Below are 22,232 nucleotides of genomic sequence, written 5' to 3'. Positions count from 1 at the left end.
ATCCGCCTCAACCGGCTTGCTTCACGCGCATGTACCACTCGACGAGTCGGCGAACCTGACGCTCGGTGTAGCCGCGCTCCACCATGCGTGCGACAAACTCGCCGTGCTTCTTCTCCGTCTCGCCGTCCTTCTTCGACCCGAACGAGATGACCGGAAGCAGGTCCTCGACCTGGGAGAATATCCGCTTTTCGATCACATCGCGAATCTTCTCGTAGGAGGTCCAGGTCGGATTCTTGCCGGCGTTCTGCGCCCGCGACCGTAACGAGAATTTGACCACCTCATTGCGGAAGTCCTTCGGGTTGGCGATGCCAGCCGGCTTCTCGATCTTGGTCAGCTCCTGGTTCAAGAGTTCCCGATCGAGCAGCTGTCCGGTGTCGGGGTCCTTGAAGTCCTGGTCCTCGATCCAGGCATCGGCGTAATCGACGTAGCGGTCGAACAGGTTCTGGCCGTAATCCGAGTAGGATTCGAGATAAGCCTTCTGGATCTCGTTTCCGATGAACTCGGCATAACGCGGCGCGAGGTCCGCCTTGATGAATTCGAGGTAGCGCTTCTCGACTTCCTCGGGGAGCTGCTCGCGCTTGATTGACTGCTCCAGCGCGTACATCAGATGTACGGCGTCGGCGGCAACCTCCTGCGGATCATGGTTGAAGGTCGCAGCCAGGACCTTGAAGGCGAAGCGGGTGGAAACGCCGTCCATGCCTTCGTCGACGCCGGCGGCATCGCGGTATTCCTGAACGCTGCGGGCCTTCGGATCGGATTCCTTCAGGCTCTCGCCGTCGTAAACCCGCATCTTGGCGAACACCGTGGAATTCTCGTGCCTGCGCAGGCGCGACATGACCGAGAACCGCGCCAGCGTCTCCAGCGTCGCTGGGGCGCAGGGCGCAGAGGCGAGCTCAGAGCCCTGGATCAGCTTCTCGTAGATCTTCTGCTCCTCGGTGAACCGCAGGACATACGGCACCTTGATCACGCAGATGCGGTCGATGAAGGCCTCGTTGTTCTTGTTGGCCTTGAAGCTCGACCACTCCGCCTCGTTGGAGTGCGCAAGGATGATGCCGGTGAAGGGAATGGCGCCGATATTCTCGGTGCCGATATAGTTGCCTTCCTGCGTCGCGGTCAGCAGCGGATGCAGCATCTTGATCGGCGCCTTGAACATCTCGACGAACTCGAGCACGCCCTGGTTGGCGCGGTTGAGGCCCCCAGAATAGCTGTAGGCGTCGGGGTCGTTCTGCGCGTAAGTCTCGAGCTTGCGGATGTCGACCTTGCCGACCAGCGAGGAGATGTCCTGATTGTTCTCGTCGCCGGGCTCGGTCTTGGCGATCCCGATCTGGCGCAGCCGCGACGGCTGAATCTTGGCGACGCGGAATTGCGAGATGTCACCGCCGAAGGCCTCCAGCCGCTTGTAGCACCACGGGCTCATCAGGCCGGTGAGACGCCGGCGCGGAATGCCGTACTTCTCTTCCAGCATCGGCCCGAGATGATCGGGATCGAACAGGCTGAGCGGGCTTTCGAACACCGGACTCAATTCGTCGCCGGCCTTGAGCACATAGATCGGATTCACTTCCATCAGCGACTTTAGCCGCTCGGCAAGCGAGGATTTGCCGCCGCCGACCGGGCCGAGCAGATAGAGAATCTGTTTGCGCTCTTCGAGACCTTGTGCGGCATGGCGGAAGAAACCGACGATGCGCTCGATGGTTTCTTCCATGCCGTAGAAGCCGGCAAAGGCTGGATAGGTGCGGATCGTGCGGTTCAAAAAAATACGGCCAAGGCGTGGGTCCTTGGCCGTGTCGATCGTCTGGGGCTCACCGATGGCCGCTAGCAATCGTTCGGCTGCATTCGCGTATTTCATGGGATCGCTTCGACACGATTCCAGATATTCCGCCATCGACATGTCGTGCTGGCTTCTCGCCTCGAACGACCGAGCGAAAGCGTTGAACAGAGAATCGTTGTACATGATCCCTCTCCGCGTGAGTTCCGCCACACGACTGAACTGAAACGAAAGCAGCGACCGGACTGTTCCTTAGCGCCCGTCTCGAATCAGCGTGAGCACATGACGAATATTCGACACCCGAGGGCCTTCACCACGCAACGCACAACGTAGGCATCGGGTGAGTTACGAACAGGCACCTGCCTGTTATTTATGCGAATCTACACCTGTATTCTCTAATTTCCAGCAAATGTCGCCTCACCGCAACATCCGGGCATTACCGGGGATAGGGTCATCCGGCACCGCAGCATAGCCGCCGACCGGCGGCAGCTTTATGACATTCGTGCGGCCAAGCTTTGCGGGCCTTGATCGCGCTCCCGCCGCAATGCGGTGCGTGAATCGCTGGCGGCATGACAGTCGCGGCAGGCGCGCAGCAAGGTGTCGAAATCCGTCGTCAATCCCTCGGGCCGGATGACGACGCGATCGGCATGCGCCGTGCGCGACATGGCGCGGATGCAGGAGAGCTGACGCTGCAAGGCCGGCGTCGGCGTCAGCACGATCACCTTGTGTCCGCGGCATTCTTCAGCCGAAACGTCCGCAATCGACTCCCACAGCAGAAATTCATTGCCGATGCGGAGATCGCGGATGCCGTAGGGGGTGACGATCACCACCGGACCCCGTTCGGACGGCAGCGTCCAGATCAGCCGGCAGGTGACCAGACCGAACACCGCGACGCCGGCGTAGCCGACCGCCGTGTCATAGTCGCCGATGCCGTCCCACCAATCGAAGGCTAGGCCTGCACTGAGCAGCGTCATCGCAAACCCCGCCGCGACCAGCAGCCGCAGGCGCGTCGCGCATTGACCGATTTCGAGATCGTGGGATGCATCGATGCACACGGCCGCCGCTGCCGATTGCTGACCGTCAGCGACGGCGAGTGCGAGGCCCTCAGAATCTGCGTGCATGCTTTCCCCCAGCATGGCCGTTCATGACCGAGCCGGCACCCCGCGTCCGGCGGACGGATCCGCAGACGACACTCTGTGCCAACGACAGGCGCTGACGTTACGCAACGCGACTTCAGCCGAACCATCCCGGCCGATGACCTCTACGCAACACCGCTACTGCCGTCCTGGATCGCCATGATCGCGACGGAGTTACACTGAGAGTATGACGCTTATACCCTTGATTGGTTCCCTCCCGGGAGCATGTAAGCTAGAGGATAGCGCGTCAGGACCGGCGCGGAAACCCCTCGCCCGCAGGCTTGGAGATAAATAAACATCATGAATCCCGTCAAAGAACTGGAAAAGCACGGACAAGCCGTCTGGCTGGACTTCCTGGCCCGTGGCTTCATCGCCAAGGGCGATTTGAAGCGGTTGATCGAGACTGACGGTGTCAAGGGCGTCACCTCCAATCCCTCGATCTTCGAAAAGGCGATCGGCAGCTCGGACGAATACGACGCCTCGATCGGCAAGGCGCTGAAGCGCGGCGATCGGACCGTCGCCGACCTGTTCGAGGCCGTAGCTGTCGAGGACATCCAGAACGCCGCCGATGTGCTGCGTCCGGTCTATGACAGCCTCAAGGGCCGGGATGGCTATGTCAGCCTGGAAGTCTCGCCTTACCTCGCGCTGGACACCGCGGGCACGGTCGCCGAGGCGCGGCGACTCTGGAAGGACGTCGACCGCAAGAACTTGATGGTGAAGGTGCCGGCGACGCCCGAGGGCCTGCCTGCGATCGAGCAGCTCATCGGCGAAGGCATCAGCATCAACATCACGCTGCTATTCTCGAAGGCGGTCTATCTCGAGGTCGCCGAGGCTTACCTCGCGGGTCTGGAGACATACGTCGCGGGTGGCGGCGACCCCTCGCATGTCGCGAGCGTGGCGAGCTTCTTCGTCAGCCGCATCGACTCGATGGTCGACAAGCAGCTCGACGAGAAGATTGCCCGCGCCAACGACCCCAGCGAAAAGGAGCGGCTTGCCGCGCTGAAGGGCAAGATCGCGATCGCCAACGCCAAAGTCGCCTATCAGGACTACAAGCGCCTGTTCTCAGGCCCGCGCTGGGAGAAGCTCGCTGCCAAGGGCGCCAAGCCGCAGCGCATGCTGTGGGCCTCGACCGGCACCAAGAACAAGGACTACAGCGACGTCCTCTATGTCGAGGAGCTGATCGGGCCCGACACCATCAACACCATGCCGCCGGCAACGCTGGACGCGTTCCGCGACCACGGCAAGCCGCGCGACAGCCTCGAAGAGAAGGTCGACGACGCCCGTCGCGTGCTGGAGGAGCTGGAGCGCTCGGGCATCTCGCTCGATGCCATCACCGAAGAGCTCGTCAAGGACGGCGTCAAGCAATTCGCGGATGCCGCCGACAAGCTCTATGGCGCGGTCGCCCACAAACGCTCAACCGTGCTCGGGTCCGCGATCGATCGCCAGCTTCTATCGCTCGGCGACGGGCTTGGCAAGGCGGTGGCGAAGAGCACCGACGAGTGGCGGGCGTCTGCAAAGATCCGCAGGCTGTGGCAGCGGGACAAATCGGTCTGGACCGGTACGGATGAGGACAAATGGCTCGGCTGGCTCGACAGCGCCGCAAAAGCCGACGTTGCCGACTACGAGGACTATGCCAACCGCGTGAAGGGCCAGAAATTCTCCGACGCGGTCGTGCTCGGCATGGGCGGGTCGAGCCTCGGGCCGGAGGTGCTGGCCGAGACGTTCGCGCGGAAGTCCGGCTTCCCGAAACTGCATGTGCTGGATTCCACCGATCCGGCGCAGGTGCGGGCGATGGAAGCCAGGATAGACATCGCCAACACCGTGTTCATCGTCTCCAGCAAGTCCGGCGGCACCACCGAGCCGAACGCGATGAAGGATTATTTTCATGAGCGCGTCGCGCAAGCCGTCGGGCCGTCGGTCAAGACCGGCCATCGCTTCATCGCGGTGACCGATCCCGGCTCGTCGCTGGAGAAGGCCGCCAAGAGGCTGGACTACGCCCGCATCTTCCACGGCGAGCCCTCGATCGGTGGTCGCTATTCGGTGCTCTCGCCCTTCGGGCTCGTGCCGGCGGCAACCGCAGGCATCGACGTCAAAACCCTGATCAAGCATGCGCTCTCGATGGCCCGCTCCTGCGGACCCGACGTGCCGCCGCATGAAAACCCGGGCGTGCAGCTCGGGCTCGCCATGGGGCTTGCCGGGCTCGAAGGCCGCGACAAGGTGACGATCCTGTCGTCGAAGAAAATCGCCGATTTCGGCGCCTGGGCCGAACAGCTCATCGCGGAATCGACCGGCAAGGAAGGCAAGGGCCTGATCCCTATTGCGGGCGAGCCGCTCGGCGAACCCTCGCTTTACAGCAACGACCGCTTCTTCATCGACATCCGCACCGAGGGCGAGGCGGACGCCGCACATGACTCGAAGCTTGCAGCGATCGAAGCGGCCGGTCATCCGGTCGTACGCATCGTCATGAAGTCGATCGACCATCTCGGCCAGGAGTTCTTCCGCTTCGAGATGGCGACCGCGGTGGCCGGCAGCATCCTCGGCATCAACCCGTTCGACCAGCCGGACGTGGAGGAGGCCAAGATCAAGACCCGTGAACTCACTGCCGCCTTCGAGAAGACCGGCGCGTTGCCGGCCGAACAGCCCGTCGTCAGCACCGCGGACGCCGATCTCTACACCGACGAGGCCAATGCCGCGGCGTTGCGCGCCGCCGGTGCCAACGGCGACCTCACGTCGTGGCTGAAGGCGCATCTCGCCCGCTCCAACCACGGCGACTATGTCGCTTTGCTCGGCTACATCGCGCGCGACAAGGCGGCTATCGACGCACTCCAGGCGATGCGGCTCGAAGTGCGCGAGAAGCGTCGCGTCGCGACCTGTGCCGAGTTCGGGCCGCGCTTCCTGCATTCCACAGGACAGGCCTACAAGGGCGGACCCGACAGCGGCGTGTTCCTCCAGATCACCGCTGATGATGCCAAGGATCTGCCGGTGCCGGGCCAGAAGGCCAGCTTCGGAATCATCAAGGCAGCACAGGCGCGCGGCGATTTCGACGTGCTCACCGAACGCGGCCGTCGTGCGCTCCGCGTCCACCTGAAGGGCGGGCTCAAGAAAGGTCTCGCGGCGCTCAACGCCGCACTCACGGACGCGCTGAACTAAGGGAATCTCTCAAATGCAACTCGGCATGATCGGCCTCGGCCGGATGGGCGGCAACATCGTTCGCCGGCTGATGCGTCACGGCCATTCGACCGTGGTCTATGACAAGGACACCAAGGCCGTCGCCGGCCTTGCCGGAGACGGCGCGCATGGCTCGGCGACGCTGGAAGAGTTCGTCGCCAAGCTGGAGCGGCCGCGTACCGCCTGGGTGATGCTGCCGGCCGGCCGCATCACCGAAGCGACCATCGACACGCTTGCGAATGTGATGCAGGCCGACGACGTCATCATCGACGGCGGCAATACGTTCTGGCAGGACGACGTTCGCCGCGGCAAGGCGCTGAAAGAGCGCGGCATCCATTATGTCGACGTCGGCACCTCCGGCGGAATCTGGGGGCTGGACCGCGGCTATTGCATGATGATCGGCGGCGAGAAGGTGGTGGTCGACCGGCTCGATCCGATCTTCGCAGCGCTCGCGCCCGGCGCCGGCGAGATTCCACGTACGCCGGGACGTGACGGCCGCGATCCCCGCATCGAGCAGGGTTACATCCATGCCGGCCCGGTCGGCGCCGGCCACTTCGTCAAGATGATCCACAACGGCATCGAATACGGCCTGATGCAGGCCTATGCAGAAGGTTTTGATATTCTCAAGAACGCCAACATCGAAGCTCTGCCGGCGGATCATCGCTACGATTTCGACCTCGCCGATATCGCAGAGGTGTGGCGACGCGGCAGCGTGATCCCGTCCTGGCTGCTTGATCTGACTTCGACGGCGCTGGCCGACAGCCCGGCGCTGTCGGAATATTCCGGCTTCGTGGAGGATTCCGGCGAGGGACGCTGGACCGTGAACGCGGCGATCGACGAGGCGGTGCCGGCCGAAGTCCTGACCGCGGCGCTCTACGCACGTTTCCGTTCCCGCCAGGAACACACCTTCGCCGAAAAAATTCTCTCCGCAATGCGTGCGGGCTTCGGCGGCCACAAGGAGCCGAAGCAGCCGGACGCGGCGAAGTCCAAGTAAGAAGACCAAGTCACAAGCAACAAAGCGAAGGCCGACAGTTCGTGACAAAAGACCCGCAGCCAAAGCGCAAGCCGGAAAATTGCGCCTTCGTTATCTTTGGTGTCACCGGAGACCTTACCCATCGGCTGGTGATGCCGTCTCTCTACAATCTGGCAGCCGAGAACCTGCTGCCGGACAAATTCTGCGTCGTCGGCGTAGCCCGCAAGGGTCAGTCGGATGATGAGCTGCGCGACAGCCTGATGAAGGGCCTGCGCGAGTTCGCCACGAGGCCGGTGGACGATGTCGTCGCACAACAACTCCTGCAATGCGTGACATTCGTCGAGGCCGACCCGAAGGACCCGCCGTCATTCGACCGCCTGCGCGAACATCTCGATACGCTCGAGTGCTCGCAGGGCACCGGCGGCAACCGGCTGTTCTATCTGGCGACGCCGCCTGCCGCATTCGCACCGACCGCGCGCGAGCTCGGCCGCACCGGCCTGACAAAGGAGAACGGCGCCTGGCGGCGGCTGGTGATCGAGAAGCCGTTCGGCACCGACCTCGCCTCGGCACGTGCGCTCAATGCCGAGCTGCTGAAGATCATGGACGAGCACCAGATCTACCGGATCGATCATTACCTCGGCAAGGAGACGGTGCAGAACATTTTGGTGCTGCGCTTTGCCAACGGCATGTTCGAGCCGATCTGGAATCGCAATCATATCGACCACATCCAGATCACGGTGGAGGAGAAGCTCGACGTCGGCCATCGCGGCGGCTTCTACGACGCCACCGGCGCGCTGCGCGACATGGTGCCGAACCACCTGTTCCAGTTGATGTCGCTGGTCGCGATGGAGCCGCCATCCCGTTTCGACGCCCATTCCGTGCGTTCTGAGAAGGCCGAGGTTCTCACCGCGATCCAGCGGCCGAGCGAAGAGGAAGCGCTGAAGAGTTCGGTCCGCGCGCAATATCTCGCCGGCCGCATCGGCGACGACGAGATTCCGGACTATCGCAAGACCGAGGACGTCAAGGCGGGCAGCTCCACCGAGACCTACGTCGCACTGAAGCTGATGATCGACAATTGGCGCTGGGCCGGCGTGCCGTTCTATTTGCGTACCGGCAAGGCACTGGGCCACAAGCGCACGGAAGTCGCGATCAAGTTCAAGCAGGCGCCGCTATCGATGTTCAGCGGCACGGCGGTCGACCGTCTGTCGCAGAACTTCCTCACCATTGGCATTGCGCCGACCGAGACCATCGAGCTTCAGTTCAACGCCAAGATTCCGGGACCGAGCGTCACCATCGACGGCGTCGAGATGAAGTTCCGCTATGGCGACTACTTCAAGGCCGACCCCAGCACAGGCTACGAGACGCTGATCTACGACTGCATGATCGGCGACAACATCCTGTTCCAGCGCGCCGACGGCATCGAGGCCGGATGGCAGGCGGTGCAGCCGTTCCTGGACGCCTGGAGCAAGGCGGGCGTCAACGGCATCGAGACCTATCCCGCCGGCAGCGACGGCCCCGCCTGCGCCGATGAGTTGCTCCGGCGCGATGGGCGAAGCTGGCGGAAATTTTCGTGATGGAAGCCGCCGACAAGCCGAAGCTGATCGTTGTGGCCGACGCCGAGGCCTTGGCGCAGACCGCGGCCGAACGGGTGATGGCGCGGATCGCGGCCAATCCCGGACGTATTGCGATCTGCCTCACCGGCGGCTCCAGCCCGAAGCAGCTTTATCAGCTGCTCGGCAGCGATGCCTATGGCGATAAAATCCCTTGGGAGCGCGTGCACTGGTTCATTGGCGACGAGCGATTTGTGCCCGAGAGCGATCCCCTCAACAACATGGCGATTGCGCGCGCGACCTTTCTCGATCGTAGTGCGCCGTCCGGCCATATCAACCCGATCCCGACCGCGGCTGAAAATCCCGATCGCAGCGCCGAAGCCTATGCGCGCGCCTTGCAATCCTTCTACGGCGGCGACCGGCTAGACCCGGCGCGGCCGCTGTTCGACATGGTTTTGATGGGCGTGGGACCGGACGGCCATACCGCCTCGCTCTTCCCCGGCTACCCCGCGGTCGAGGAGACCGACCGCTGGGTCGTCGGCGTGCCCAAGGCCAATGTCGCGCCCTTCGTGCCGCGCGTCACGCTCACCCTGCCCGCGCTGGCGTCTTGCCGCGAGATGCTGTTCGAGATTGCCGGGCACGACAAGCAGGCGATCTTGACGCGCCTGCTCAATGGCGAGAACCTGCCGGCCATACGCGCGCGCTCGAATGGTGAGACCGTCTGGCTGGTCGACCGGGCCGCGCTTCCGGAGGGAATTCGTGGCGGGCTTTGAAGCACCTTGTGCGTTGATCGTGATGGGCGTGTCTGGCTCCGGCAAGAGCACGATTGCGGAAGCGCTCGGCGATCGGCTCGGCTGGCGCTTCGAGGACGGCGACAGCTTTCACCCCGCGAGCAATCTCGCCAAGATGCGCGCGGGTCATCCGCTCACCGACGAGGACCGCTGGCCCTGGCTCAACGCCATCGCCGACGAGATCGCCCGGGTCTGCATGAAAGGCGAGCACATCATCATCGCCTGCTCGGCGCTGAAGCACACCTATCGCGACGTGCTCTTGCGTGGACGCGACGACGTCCGCTTCGTCTTCCTGAAGGGCAGCAAGGAGCTGATCGCCGACCGGCTCGCCAAGCGCAAAGGCCATTTCATGCCGCCCGAGCTCCTGACAAGCCAGTTCAAAACGCTGGAGCTCCCGGAGGCGAGCGAGCACGTGATCAGCGTCTCGATCGACGAAACCGTCGAGGCGATCGTGGACGGCGTCGTGCGGCAGTTGAAATCAGGCGGCGACAATCCCAAGGCAATGAAACCTAAGGTCATGAAACCCAAGGTCCTGCCATGACGCAAATCTCACTCGTGGTCTCCGACGTCGACGGCACGCTGCTGACCAAGGACAAGACGCTGACCGAAAGCGCCAGGGCGGCGGTACAGCGGCTGCACCAGGCCGGCATCGGTTTCACCATTACCTCCAGCCGCCCCGCGATCGGCATGCGCTTCCTGGTCGAGCCGCTCGCGATCTGGCTGCCGGTCGGGCCGTTCAACGGCTCCTCGATCGTCGATCCCGAGATGAACCCGGTCGAGCAACATCTGATCCCTGCAAGCGCCGCGGAACGATGCCTGCAAATTCTCCGGGAATTCGGCGCCGACATCTGGCTTTTCACCTACGACAAATGGCTGATCGACAACCCCAGCGGCAAATACGTCGCCCACGAGCAGCACACAATTCGGTCCGAGCCGACCGTCGTGACCGACTTTACACCCTACCTCGCGAGCGCCTGCAAGATCGTCGGCGCGAGCGCCGATGCAGCTCGGCTGGAGCGTTGCGAAAAGGTGATGCAGGAGGCGCTCGGCACGCAGGCAACCGCGGTCCGCTCGCAGACCTATTATCTCGACATCACACCGCCCGGCTTCAACAAGGGCACCTTCGTCGAGGCGATGGCAAAGCGCCTCGGGATTGCGACCGACGCGGTCGTCACCATCGGCGACATGCAGAACGACCTCGCGATGTTCCGTGTCAGCGGCGTCTCGATCGCCATGGGCAATGCCACCGACAGCGTCAAGGACCAGGCGACCCACGTCACCGCAACCAATGAGCAGGACGGTTTTGCCGAGGCGATGGAGATGATCTTGAAGTGGAACGGGTCGGCTAGCTAGCTAGTCTAGGGCATGATCCGGAAAAGTGCGAAGCGGTTTTCCGAAAAGATCATGTTCAAACAACAACCTAAAGCGCGATGATGATTCATCCTCATCTCATCGCGCTTTAGGGCGCTACTGCGACCGCTGCATCGCTGGCTTCTCGCTGCTTCGTCTCGCCGCCGACAGATTATGCGCGGTGTTGATCAGCGCGATGTGCGTCAGCGCCTGCGGGAAATTTCCGGTCTGGCGGCGCGCGACGGAGTCATATTCTTCGGCCAATAGCCCGACATCGTTCGCGAGCCCGGCGACGCGATCGAACAGCGCCTGCGCCTTGTCGAGGTCGCCCGACAGCACATAGGCGTCGGCCAGCCACAAGCTACAGGCCAGGAACGCGCCCTCGATCGGCTGCTGCTCCCCGGACACCTCACGCGGATCGTGCCGCAGCACGAAGCCGTCCCGCATCATGTGTTTTTCGACGGCCGCGATGGTGCCGTAGATGCGCGGATCCGACGCCGGCAGGAAGCCAACCTCCGGCAGCAGCAGCACGCTGGCATCGAGCAATTTCGAACCATAGGACTCGACGAACGCATTCTCCTTCGCGTCGAACCCCCTGTTGCAGACGTCGCGATGAATAGCTTCGCGCAGGGCGCGCCAGTGCAGCAGTGGTGCCTTGAAGCCAAAGGTCTCGGCGCTTTTGATGCCGCGATCGAAGGCGACCCAGGTCATCACCTTGGAGAAGACGTAGTGCTTCGGCTGTCCGCGCCGCTCCCAGATGCCGTGATCGGGCTGGTCCCAGACCTCGGCGAGATGATTGAGCACGGCGCATTCCAGCGCCCAGGTCTCGTCATCGAGCTTGAGCTTGGCCATCCGCGACTGGTGGAAGGCGTCGATCAGTTCGCCATAGACGTCGAGCTGAAGCTGCGCGTGCGCGGCATTGCCAATGCGAACCGGCTGCGCGCCCTCATAGCCGTCGAGCCAACTCGCCTCCCATTCTAACAGCCGCCGATGGCCCCAGATGCCGTACATGATCCGCATGTTCGACGGCGAACCGGCAGCCGCGCGCAGCAGCCAATTGTGCCAGGCCAAGGCTTCCTCGGTGTAGCCCGAATTCATCAGCGCCAGCAGCGTAAAGGTGGCATCGCGCAGCCAGCAGAAGCGGTAGTCCCAGTTCCGCATCCCGCCGAGCTTTTCCGGCAGTGACGTGGTCGGCGCCGCGACGATGCCGCCGGTCGGACCGAAGGTCAGCGCCTTCAGCGTGATCAGCGAGCGCACGATGAGATCGTGATAGTCGCCGTCGTGGGCGCAGTGGCTGTACCACTCGTTCCAGAATTTTTCGGTCTCCTGGAACGCGATCTCGGGATCGATCGGCTCGGGCGGATCGATATGCGAGGGGCCGTAGGTCAGCACGAACGGCACAGTCTCGCCGGCCTTCACCTCGAATTCGGCGACCGTCGTCAGGTCCTCGCCGCGGGTCTCGACCGGCGTGCGCAGCACTGTCATGTCCTGGCCGCCGATCGCCAACAGCGAGCCGTCCTTGCAACGGCGCACCCAGGGAATGTCCACACCAAAGCCGAAGCGGATCACCAGCTCCATCCGCATCTTCACCGTGCCGCTGACGCCGCGCACCAGCCGCACGATGTCTGACGCCTTGCCGCGCGGCGGCATGAAGTCGATCAGCGCGACGGTGCCGCTCTTCGTCTCAAGACGCGTTTCGAGGATGAGTGTGTTGCCGAGATAACGGCGCGACGTTGCGGTGACGTCTTCGGTCGGCGCAATCAGCCAGCGGCCATTCCTGCGCGTGCCGAGGATCGCGGCAAAGCAGGCATCGGAATCGAACGCGGGCCAGCATAGCCAGTCGATCGAGCCGTTGCGCCCGACCAGCGCCGCGGTCTCGCAGTCGCCGATCAGCGCATAGTCCTCGATCTTCTGAGACAATGTTTTGCGAGCCTGACAAATCTCCGGCTATTAACTCCCGCCGGTCAAGGAACGTTCCCGTGTCGCGGCTTTCAAAGCCGCGAGATCGATCTTGGCGGCGATCTTGTCGAGCGCGACCGGCAGGCGCTGGCGCCAATTCGGATGCTCGTCGATCGTCCCTGGGATGTTGGGCTGGTCGATCACGCCGAGCAGATCCTCCAGCGAGACCGCCAAGAGCCGCGATGGCGTACGCGACAGAAAAGCAAGCACCGAGTAGAGATCGTTGGCTTTAATGCCGTTGGCGCGCAGGATCTCGTCGAGCATGCCGAGCGCATCCCAGCGCGCCTGATCGTTCTCGCCGGGATCGAGCCCGAGCGAAAGCTTCATCCTCAGGTCGCTGAAGGAGCGCCAGCCGGCGTAGGTCGACAGATCGTGCGTGTTCAGCGTGACCAGCGCGTTGGGGCGGTAATGATCACTGCTGCGAAAATGGCCGGCATCGTCCCGCTCGAACATCATGACGAGGTAGGACCAGATGCCAAAATCCTGCATGGTCTCGCGAAAACCTTCCGGCACGGTGCCGAGGTCCTCGCCGATCACGATGCATTTATGGGCCGCGCTCTCGCGCGCCACCGCTCCAAGCAGCGCCTCGAACGGCATCTGCACATACGCGCCGTTATCGGGCTTGAAGCCGCGCGGCACCAGATAGAGCCGCTTCAGCCCCAGCACGTGATCGAGCCGGATGGCGCCGGCGTGGCGCATCGCGGCGGCGAGCATGTCTGCAAACGGCACGAAGGACTGGGCTTCCAGGCCGCCGGAATTGAAGCCGGCAAGACCCCAGTCCTGACCGACGGTGTTGAGCACGTCGGGCGGCGCACCGACGGCGAGGTGGCGGGAAATCGCCACCTGCTCGTTCCAGGCATCGAAGCCGTTCGATTGCACGCCAACGGCAACGTCGAGATAAAGCCCGACCCGCATGCCGAGCTGGCCGGCAAGCTCCTTGGCGGCATGCAATTGCGTATCGGCGGTCCACTGCACGAATTCGACGAACTCGACCTCGCGCTTGTCACGACCATTGCGCAGCTCGGCGAGTTTTGTCTCGTCCGGTTGTTGCCATTCGGGCGGCCATTCCCACCACGGCCCGGTGAAGCGATGCCGCAGCACTTCGAAGCAGGCAAAGCGGGACAACAGCGGCGCGCGGGCGGCGCGGAATGCGTCAAACGCCTGACGGCGTGCGTCGCTTGCCGTTGTCACGAAGCTGTCAAAGGCGGCACGCAGGCCGAGCCATTTCAACGCCGCCATGTCGGCATAGGGCACACGATCGCCTTCGCGCAATCGCGCGGCAGTCGCTGCGGCGTCGGGGACGAGATCAGCGGAGAATTCCGGGATCGCCTCGACGTCGATATAGAGCGGGTTGAGAAACAGCCGGCTGTTCGGCGAATAGGGGCTGCAATCGCTGGGGTGATTGTCGAACAGGACATGCAGCGGGTTGAGCCCGACGCCGTCGGCGCCGAGCTGTCTTGCGAGCCGGACGAGATCGGCAAGGTCGGTGAAATCACCGATGCCCCAATTGCGATCAGAGCGGATGCTGTAGAGCTGGACGGCGAGCAGCCAGCCGCGGTCGAAATCGCCGCCGAAGGCCCGCTCGGGCGCCACGATCATCGGCACGTCTTCCGACACCCCTCCGGCATCGGTCAGTGTCAACCGGTGGTAACCGAGCGGCAGGCCGGCGGGCCAGGCGATCACCGGCTCGCGCGTCTCGCCTTGCGCGATCACATCGCCGTTGCCGGTGATTTTCCATTTGAGCGGCGACGCGCCGGCGGCAGCCAATTCCGTGCGCGCATTCCCCAAGGCGCGAACCACGACCGGCCCGCTGACATAGCGGTAGACCCGCTTCTCCGGCAGGGCGTCGAGGATGGATTTGAGGGCTGCGGGATCGGTGACCCGCAGCTTTCCGAGGGCATCAACGAATTCGGACTGAACGCCCTTGATCCGGGCTTGAGCTAAAAGATCCATTCGGCACGCAGTTTGCAGGCCATTCTTTGGCCGGGGGCATTGATTTTAGCGAGGCAACGGAAGACGTTAGTCAGGGTGAACTCGCGAACCGCACCTGTCGTTCCGAGGGGGAACTAATGACACAGAAGCGGCTTTCTATATAGGTACCAAGCGTAGGTTCCCGACAAGGGAAACGGGCCCCTGCTTTCTTGTCAATGGCATCACCGTGAACAAGACAATTCAAACTGTCGAGAGTGCCGCCGCCGGCAGCGCTTTCCTGATCGAAGACGTCTATCCCTCGATCGATGGCGGCCGCTTCGGCGTGAAGCGGATCGCGGGCGAGCGCGTCGAGGTCTGGGCCGATATCTATCGCGACGGCGACGCCGTGATCAGCGCCGCGCTGGTCTGGCGCGGCGAGCAGGATCGGGAGTGGCGGAGCGAGCCGATGATCCATCACGGCAACGACCGATGGTCCGGCTCGTTCATCCCGCTCGAACCCGGGCAGTATGTCTATGCGATCGAAGCCTGGACCGATGAATTCGCCACCTGGCGTCACAGCCTCGCACAAAAGCAGCTCTCCGGCGTGGATATTACACTCGATGCGATCGAAGGCGCCGGCCTCCTGACCAAGGCGCATGGCGCGCGGCAGGACGCCGCAGCGGTCATCGTCAAACAATGCGAGGACTATCTTCAAACCGGCGAAGTGATGCCCCTGCTCGCGGCCGAGCTCGGCGAAGCCATGGCCGAGAGCCAGTCGCGGCCCGACCTGACTCGCTCGCCCCTTTTCCCGCTGTTCGTCGACCGCGCCAAGGCGCGCTTCGGCGCCTGGTATCAGATGATGCCGCGCAGCCAAAGCCAGGTGCCGGGCCAGCACGGCACGCTGAGGGATTGCATCGCGCGCCTGCCCGACATCGCCGCGATGGGCTTTGACGTGCTCTACCTCACGCCGATCCATCCCATCGGCCATACTCACCGCAAAGGCCGCGACAACTCGCCGGTAGCGACCGAAGGCGACCCCGGCTCTCCCTATGCGATCGGCGCCGCCGAGGGTGGCCACGATGCACTGCATCCCGAGCTCGGCACGATCGAGGATTTCCGCGCGCTGGTTGCGACCTGCCTCGAATACGGCCTCGAGCTGGCGCTCGACTTCGCCGTGCAATGCTCTCCGGATCATCCCTGGCTGATGCAGCATCCGGAATGGTTCAAGTGGCGGCCGGACCGCTCGGTGCGGTCGGCGGACGGGCCCTATTCGGATATCGTCATCCCCGATTTCGCGTCCGTCGACAGGATCGGGCTGTGGAACGCCTTCCGCGACGCCATGCTGTTCTGGATCGATCATGGCGTGACCATCTTCGCCATCGACAACCACGACACCGCGCCGTTCCAGTTCTGGGAATGGCTGATCCGCGACATCCGCCGCCGGCATCCCGAGGTGATCCTGTTCTCCAAGACGTACGCCCGGCCGAAATTGATGAAGGGACTCGCCAAGCTCGGTTTTGCGCAATCCTTCAGCTATTTCCCGTGGCGCACGGAGAAATGGGAGCTGGAGCAATATCTCGGCGAGCTCACCCGCTATCCCGAGCGAGACTTCTATCGCCCGAACCTGTTTGCCAACACGCCCGACCTGCTGCCCTATCATCTCCAGAGCGGCGAAGCCTGGGCATTCAAGTCGCGCGCAGCGCTGGCAGCCGCGTTGTCGGGCAATTACGGCATCTACAGCGGCTTCGAGCTGCTCGAGCACGAGGCCATCCCCGGCCGCGAAGAGTATCGCGAATCCGAGAAATATCAGATCGGGCAGCGCGACTGGGACAAACCGGGCAATATCAAAACCTACATCGCCCAGCTAAATCGCATCCGCAGCGAGAACGCGGCGCTCCAGCAGACCGCAAATCTGCGCTTCCTCGGCATCGAGGACGGTGAGACGATCGCGTTCGCCAAGGAGGCGGCCGATCCTGCCAATACCGTCGTCGCGGCCATCGCGCTTTCCGGCCATGCACGCGAAGTCTGGCTGCCACTCGGTGACGTCACCCTCGATGTCGGCAACGAGCGCCGCCACGTCACCGCACTCGAAAATCTCCTCACCGGCGAACAGTCCCGCATCGAATGGGGCGGAATCAGGTTGCGTATCGATCCCGACCGCGATCCGGCGCTCTTGTTCCGCTGCCTGGCGTGAGGACGCACGCCATGAATGTTTTGTCTTCCGTCGACACCAAGAAGGCCGAGGCTGCCGATATCGTGGACGAGCTCTGGTACAAGGACGCCATCATCTACCAGCTTCACGTCAAGGCCTTTGCCGACAGCAACAATGACGGCATCGGCGATTTCGCCGGCCTGACCGAGAAGCTTTCGTATCTCCAGGACCTCGGCGTCACCGCGCTGTGGCTGCTGCCGTTCTATCCCTCGCCCGGCCGCGACGATGGTTACGACATCGCCGACTACGGCTCGATCAATTCCGATTTCGGGACGATGAAGGATTTCAAGCGCTTCATCCAGGAAGCGCAGCGCCGCGGGCTGCGCGTGATCACCGAGCTCGTCGTCAACCACACCTCCGACCAGCACAATTGGTTCAAGCGCGCGCGACGCAGCCCGGCAGGCTCGAGCGCTCGCGACTGGTACGTCTGGAGCGACACCGACCAGAAATACCAGGGCACGCGGATCATCTTTACGGACACCGAGAAATCCAACTGGACCTGGGACCCCGAGGCCGGCGCTTTCTACTGGCACCGCTTCTTCTCGCACCAGCCCGACCTCAATTTCGATAATCCGCGCGTCGTCAGCGCGCTCATCCAGGTGATGAAGCGCTGGCTCGATGCCGGGGTCGACGGCTTCCGGCTCGATGCAATTCCCTATCTCTGCGAGCGCGAGGGCACCTCGAACGAGAACCTCCCCGAGACGCACGCGATCATCAAGCGCCTGCGCCAGGAACTGGACGCCTATTCGAAGGGCAAGCTGCTGCTGGCCGAGGCCAATCAATGGCCGGAGGACGTGCAGGAGTATTTCGGCCGTGGCGACGAGTGCCACATGGCCTATCACTTTCCGCTGATGCCGCGCATTTACATGGCGATCGCGCAGGAGGACCGCTTCCCAATCACCGACATCCTGCGCCAGACGCCGGACATTCCCGCGAACTGCCAATGGGCGCTGTTCCTGCGCAATCATGACGAGTTGACGCTGGAGATGGTCACCGACGTCGAGCGCGACTATCTCTGGACCACCTACGCCAACGATCCTCGCGCGCGCATCAATGTCGGCATCCGCCGGCGTCTCGCGCCGCTGATGGACAATGACCGTCGCAAGATCGAGCTGATGAACTCACTGCTGCTGTCGTTCCCGGGCACGCCGATCGTCTATTACGGCGACGAGATCGGCATGGGCGACAACATCTATCTCGGCGACCGCAACGGCGTGCGCACGCCGATGCAGTGGAGCCCGGATCGCAACGGCGGTTTCTCCCGTGCCGATCCGGCCCGCCTCTACGCGCCGCCGATCATGGATCCGGTCTACGGCTACGAATCGGTCAACGTCGAGGCGCAGTCGCGCAGCCTGTCCTCGCAGCTCAGCGCCACCAAGCGGCTGATCTCGGTGCGCAAGTCGACGCTCGCCTTCGGCCGCGGCACCATGACTTTCATCCGCCCGACCAACCGCGCCGTCCTCGCCTATGTCCGGCAATATCGCGACGAGGTGATCCTCTGCGTCACCAATCTCTCGCGCGCAGCACAGGCGACCGAGCTGGACCTGTCGCCATGGAAGGACCGCATCCCGCAGGAAATGCTCGGCCGCGCCCGCTTCCCGGCGATCGGCGAATTGCCATACATGATCACGCTCGGGCCTTACGGCTTCTACTGGTTCCAGCTCCTGGAGCGCGACAAATCCGAGCCGGTGACGCCAAGCGCGGTGCCGGAATTCGAGACGCTGGTGGTGCCGGTCAATTCGACCTGGGTGTCGCTGGCGCGCGAGCGCGGCGTGTTCGAACGCGACGTGCTGCCGGGATTTTTGTCGCGGACGCGGTGGTATCCCGAACATAATCCCCGGCAGATCCGGCCCACCCTGACCTCGGCAATCCCGTTCTGCGACATCGGCGACAACCGGCCCTGGATCGCGTTCTTCGAGGCGACGCAACAGGACGTCGCGACGCGCTACGTGCTGCCCATGCAGATCGAGTGGGTGCGCTTCGATCGCGAACGCTTCAATCCGAAAGCGCTCGCCGCCGTGCGCCAGGGCGCGCGCGAAGGCACGCTGCTCGATGTCGCGACAAACCAGATCTTCATCGGCCTGTTCCTGCGCAACCTGTCGCAGAACCTGGTCGTGGAGGAGAACAATCTGCGGCTCGAGTTCAAGCCGACCGGCCTGTTCTCGGAATACACCGTCAAGGAGCCCGAGCGCATCCGCGCGATCGAGCAGTCGAACAGCACGGCCCTGGTCGACAACCAATACGTCGCCAAGATCTATCGCCAGCTCGAGAGCGGCATCAATCCCGAGATCGAGATCGGCCGCTATCTCACCGAGGTCGCCCGCTTTGCCAACACGCCGGCCCTGCTCGGCAGCGCCGAATTGGTCGAAGGTGACGAGCGCAGTACGGTCGGCGTCCTGCACGCTTATGTCGAGAACCAGGGCGACGGCTGGGCAGTGACCGCAGCCTATCTCGACCGTCATATCGACGAGCAGCGGCTCCTGGCGTCGAGCGAGGCGCCCCGCGAGAACCAGGACCAGGCACCCTATCTGCACCATCTGGCGCAAACCGGCCGGCGGCTCGCCGAGTTGCACGTCGCGCTCGCCGCCGCAAAGCCCGACGATCTCGCCCCCGAGCCAATCAGCGCGGCACACGTCAAGCGCTGGACTTCGGACCTCAAGACGCGCGCCGAGCGGGTTTTCGAGCGGCTGATCGAGAGCCGCGATGGCCTGCGGGAAGCCGACCGGCCGCTGGTCGATCAGCTCGAAGCGGCGCGCGCGCGCCTGTCCGACCGGCTGAATGCGCTATTGTCATCCGACATCGGCGGGTTGAACATCCGTCATCATGGCGATTTCCGCCTCGGACAAACTCTTATCGTGAAGGACGATATCTTCATCATCGACTTTGACGGCGATCCGCATCTGGCGCTGGCGGACAAGCGGCGCAAGTCGCCGGCCGCCCGCGATGTCGCCGGTCTGATCCGCTCGATCGATCTGTCGGTAGCTGCGGCTCTCAACCGTGCGTTTTCGGGGGCTTCCGACGAGCAGGAGCGGCTCGCGGCTGCGCTCGGCGAATGGCGCGAGCGCGCCGCCTCGACGTTCCTGTCTGCGTACCGTGAGGCCATGACCGATCGGCGGCTGTGGCCGGAAGACCCGCATTCTGCGGAAGGCCTGTTAAGGTTTTTCCTGCTTGATCAGGCGTTCGACGAAGTAGAATACGAGCTGTCCCACCGGCCGGAGGGGCTCAACGCGCCGCTGACCGGGCTGCTTCGCATTCTGTCCAACGAGAGCGAAGCACATGCCTAAACTGCCTGCCGAGGCCTACGCGATCATCGAGGGCCGCCACTCCGACCCCTTCCACTATCTCGGCCTGCATCCCGAAGGTGGGAAGAGCGTGGTGCGCGCTTTCCTTCCCGAGGCTTCCAATGTCGAGGCGATCGGCGAGCATGGCGAGGTGGCAAAGCTCGATCGTGTCCACGATTCGGGCCTGTTCATCGGCGCCCTGCCCAACGGCTCCAAGCATTATCAGCTGCGTGCGAAGTTCGGCAACGATGTCGTCGAGTTCGAAGACGCCTACCGCTTTCCGCCGATCCTGACCGACTTCGACCTTTATCTGCTCGGCGAAGGCACCCATCAGCGCCTCTATGACAAGCTCGGCGCCCACCCGATGACGCTCGAGGGTATCGACGGCATCGGCTTCGTGGTGCTGGCGCCGAACGCACGGCGCGTCGCCGTGGTCGGCGATTTCAATTTCTGGAATGCGCGGCGCCATCCCATGCGGGTGCGTGGCGCCGGCTATTGGGAGTTGTTCATCCCGCACGCCAAGGCCGGCGATCACTACAAGTTCGACATCGTTGGACCGCACGGCCACCAACTGCCGCTGAAATCCGATCCGATGGCGTTTGCAAGCGAGGTGCGGCCAAAGACGGCCTCCATCGTCTTCGACGAGGCGCATCTGCCGCGGCCGCGCCCGGCGCTCGACGGCATCAACGCATTGTCGGCGCCGATGTCGATCTACGAGATCCATCTCGGTTCGTGGCGGCGCAAGGGCGACAATGAATGGCTCACCTATCGCGAGTTGGCCGAGCAGTTGCCGGCCTATGCCCGCGACATGGGCTTCACCCATCTCGAATTCCTGCCCGTGAGCGAGCACCCCTTCGACGGCTCGTGGGGTTATCAGCCGACCGGCCTCTATGCGCCGACCAGCCGCTTCGGCACGCCGGAGGATTTCGCGGCGCTGGTCGATGCCTGCCATCGCGAAGGCGTCGGCGTGCTGCTCGATTGGGTGCCCGGTCACTTCCCCGACGATCCGCACGGGCTCGGCCAGTTCGACGGCACCTCGGTCTATGAGCACGCCAACCCGCTCCAGGGCCGCCACCTCGACTGGGGCACGCTGATCTACAATTACGGCCGCACCGAAGTGACGAACTTCTTGGTGTCGAACGCGCTGTTCTGGCTCGAGCGCTACGCAATCGACGGTCTGCGCGTCGATGCGGTCGCCTCGATGCTCTACCTCGACTACAGCCGTCCGCCGGGCGCATGGATTCCGAACCAGTATGGCGGGCGGGAAAACATCGAGGCGATCGCGTTCCTCCGCCGCTTCAACACCGAGCTATTCGCGCGCTTCCCGCAGGCGACTACAGCGGCAGAAGAGTCCACCGCCTGGCCGCAGGTTTCGCGGCCGGTCGAATATGGCGGGCTCGGCTTCGGCTACAAGTGGAACATGGGCTGGATGCATGACACGCTGAACTACATCAGCAAGGATCCGATCCACCGCAAGCACCACCACGGCGATATCCTGTTCGGCCTGCACTATGCGTTCTCGGAGAACTTCATCCTGCCGCTATCGCATGACGAGGTCGTGCATGGCAAACGCTCGATCCTGGGCCGGATGCCCGGCGACGAGTGGCAGCGGTTTGCGAATCTCCGCGCCTATTACAGCTTCATGTTCGGCCATCCCGGCAAGAAGCTGCTGTTCATGGGCGCGGAACTCGCGCAAAGCCGCGAATGGAATCACGACCAGTCGCTCGACTGGCACCTGCTCGAATACAAGAGCCATTCCGGCATCCAGGCGCTGATCCGCGACCTCAACCGCCTCTATCGCGCGGTGCCAGCGCTGCACCAGATGGATTGCGACCAGGCCGGCTTCGAATGGTTGATCACGGACGACGCCAACCGCAACGTATTCGCCTGGCTGCGCAAGGGAATTGACGAGCACGCGCGGTGTTTCGTGATCGTCAACTTCTCACCCAACGTCTATCGCAACTATCGCGTTCGCGTGCCCTTTGCCGGCAAGTGGAAGGAAGTGCTCAACTCCGACTCCGCACATTATGGCGGCAGCAATGTCGGTAACATCGGCGAGGTTCAGGCCGTCGGCGGCGAACTCCGCCTCACCATTCCGCCGTTGGCCGCGATTTTCCTCGTTCCGGAAAGCTGACC

Annotated in this window: 13 protein-coding genes; 9 read left to right on the top strand and 4 right to left on the bottom strand. The window is 63.4% G+C overall.

The features are described 5' to 3' along the window. Nucleotides 1–7 precede the first annotated feature (7 nt). Complete coding sequence (locus IVB18_RS09395) at nucleotides 8–1,951, bottom strand: PrkA family serine protein kinase (RefSeq protein WP_247988901.1); 1,944 nt, start codon at nucleotides 1,949–1,951, stop codon at nucleotides 8–10. A gap of 305 nt (nucleotides 1,952–2,256) precedes the next feature. Beyond that, nucleotides 2,257–2,886, bottom strand: a complete 630-nt coding sequence (locus IVB18_RS09390; RefSeq protein WP_247988900.1) for an STM3941 family protein — start codon at nucleotides 2,884–2,886, stop codon at nucleotides 2,257–2,259. A gap of 315 nt (nucleotides 2,887–3,201) precedes the next feature. Here IVB18_RS09390 and IVB18_RS09385 point away from each other — a divergent pair, with 315 nt between their 5' ends. The 6 genes from IVB18_RS09385 to IVB18_RS09360 are packed head-to-tail and all read left to right on the top strand — an operon-like array spanning nucleotide 3,202 to nucleotide 10,736. After that, nucleotides 3,202–6,051, top strand: coding sequence for a bifunctional transaldolase/phosoglucose isomerase (locus tag IVB18_RS09385; RefSeq protein ID WP_247988899.1), 2,850 nt, complete (start codon nucleotides 3,202–3,204; stop codon nucleotides 6,049–6,051). A gap of 13 nt (nucleotides 6,052–6,064) precedes the next feature. Next, the gene (gene gnd / locus IVB18_RS09380; protein ID WP_247988898.1) at nucleotides 6,065–7,063 is read left to right on the top strand and encodes a phosphogluconate dehydrogenase (NAD(+)-dependent, decarboxylating); all 999 of its coding nucleotides are present in this window, start codon (nucleotides 6,065–6,067) and stop codon (nucleotides 7,061–7,063) included. Between the two features lie 41 nt (nucleotides 7,064–7,104). Continuing rightward, nucleotides 7,105–8,616, top strand: a complete 1,512-nt coding sequence (gene zwf / locus IVB18_RS09375; RefSeq protein ID WP_247988897.1) for a glucose-6-phosphate dehydrogenase — start codon at nucleotides 7,105–7,107, stop codon at nucleotides 8,614–8,616. Then, nucleotides 8,616–9,365 (top strand): 6-phosphogluconolactonase, encoded by a 750-nt coding sequence (gene pgl / locus IVB18_RS09370; protein ID WP_247991588.1) that lies wholly within the window; start codon nucleotides 8,616–8,618, stop codon nucleotides 9,363–9,365. The genes zwf and pgl overlap by 1 nt, the downstream gene beginning before the upstream one ends. Next, nucleotides 9,352–9,924, top strand: coding sequence for a gluconokinase (locus IVB18_RS09365; RefSeq protein WP_247988896.1), 573 nt, complete (start codon nucleotides 9,352–9,354; stop codon nucleotides 9,922–9,924). The genes pgl and IVB18_RS09365 overlap by 14 nt, the downstream gene beginning before the upstream one ends. Next, nucleotides 9,921–10,736, top strand: coding sequence for an HAD family hydrolase (locus IVB18_RS09360; RefSeq protein ID WP_247988895.1), 816 nt, complete (start codon nucleotides 9,921–9,923; stop codon nucleotides 10,734–10,736). The genes IVB18_RS09365 and IVB18_RS09360 overlap by 4 nt, the downstream gene beginning before the upstream one ends. Before the next feature lie 114 nt (nucleotides 10,737–10,850). On the opposite strand, the gene IVB18_RS09355 is transcribed toward IVB18_RS09360, so the two are convergent. Next, nucleotides 10,851–12,653: a glycoside hydrolase family 15 protein gene (locus tag IVB18_RS09355; protein WP_247988894.1), complete on the bottom strand. Its 1,803-nt coding sequence runs from the start codon at nucleotides 12,651–12,653 to the stop codon at nucleotides 10,851–10,853. Between the two features lie 30 nt (nucleotides 12,654–12,683). Beyond that, nucleotides 12,684–14,645 carry a 4-alpha-glucanotransferase gene (gene malQ / locus IVB18_RS09350; protein WP_247988893.1) on the bottom strand — a complete coding sequence of 654 codons (1,962 nt, stop codon included), beginning with the start codon at nucleotides 14,643–14,645 and terminating at the stop codon, nucleotides 12,684–12,686. Nucleotides 14,646–14,850: 205 nt separating this feature from the next. Between malQ and IVB18_RS09345 the strand changes: the two genes are divergently transcribed. From IVB18_RS09345 to glgB, 3 genes are read left to right on the top strand one after another with little or no spacing between them, the layout of a single operon-like run. After that, a complete protein-coding gene (locus tag IVB18_RS09345; RefSeq protein ID WP_247988892.1) occupies nucleotides 14,851–16,797 on the top strand; it encodes a maltotransferase domain-containing protein in 1,947 nt (648 codons plus the stop codon). A gap of 11 nt (nucleotides 16,798–16,808) precedes the next feature. Beyond that, entirely contained in the window at nucleotides 16,809–20,099 is a 3,291-nt protein-coding gene (gene treS, locus IVB18_RS09340) for a maltose alpha-D-glucosyltransferase (protein WP_247988891.1), read from the top strand. After that, nucleotides 20,092–22,230 carry a 1,4-alpha-glucan branching protein GlgB gene (gene glgB, locus IVB18_RS09335; protein WP_247988890.1) on the top strand — a complete coding sequence of 713 codons (2,139 nt, stop codon included), beginning with the start codon at nucleotides 20,092–20,094 and terminating at the stop codon, nucleotides 22,228–22,230. The genes treS and glgB overlap by 8 nt, the downstream gene beginning before the upstream one ends. Nucleotides 22,231–22,232: the final 2 nt, after the last annotated feature.

Source organism: Bradyrhizobium sp. 186 (assembly GCF_023101685.1).
Classification (GTDB): domain Bacteria; phylum Pseudomonadota; class Alphaproteobacteria; order Rhizobiales; family Xanthobacteraceae; genus Bradyrhizobium.
Note: the sequence above shows the minus strand (reverse complement) of the source record. Positions and strands in the feature narration are given on the sequence as shown.

Bases quoted from the DNA above. Each gene is read 5' to 3' on its own strand.
- IVB18_RS09395 (WP_247988901.1), bottom strand. From the start codon at position 1,951: ATGTACAACGATTCTCTGTTCAACGCTTTCGCTCGGTCGTTCGAGGCG.
- gnd (WP_247988898.1), top strand. From the start codon at position 6,065: ATGCAACTCGGCATGATCGGCCTCGGCCGGATGGGCGGCAACATCGTT.
- IVB18_RS09385 (WP_247988899.1), top strand. From the start codon at position 3,202: ATGAATCCCGTCAAAGAACTGGAAAAGCACGGACAAGCCGTCTGGCTG.
- malQ (WP_247988893.1), bottom strand. From the start codon at position 14,645: ATGGATCTTTTAGCTCAAGCCCGGATCAAGGGCGTTCAGTCCGAATTC.
- pgl (WP_247991588.1), top strand. From the start codon at position 8,616: ATGGAAGCCGCCGACAAGCCGAAGCTGATCGTTGTGGCCGACGCCGAG.
- IVB18_RS09360 (WP_247988895.1), top strand. From the start codon at position 9,921: ATGACGCAAATCTCACTCGTGGTCTCCGACGTCGACGGCACGCTGCTG.
- treS (WP_247988891.1), top strand. From the start codon at position 16,809: ATGAATGTTTTGTCTTCCGTCGACACCAAGAAGGCCGAGGCTGCCGAT.
- glgB (WP_247988890.1), top strand. From the start codon at position 20,092: ATGCCTAAACTGCCTGCCGAGGCCTACGCGATCATCGAGGGCCGCCAC.
- IVB18_RS09390 (WP_247988900.1), bottom strand. From the start codon at position 2,886: ATGCACGCAGATTCTGAGGGCCTCGCACTCGCCGTCGCTGACGGTCAG.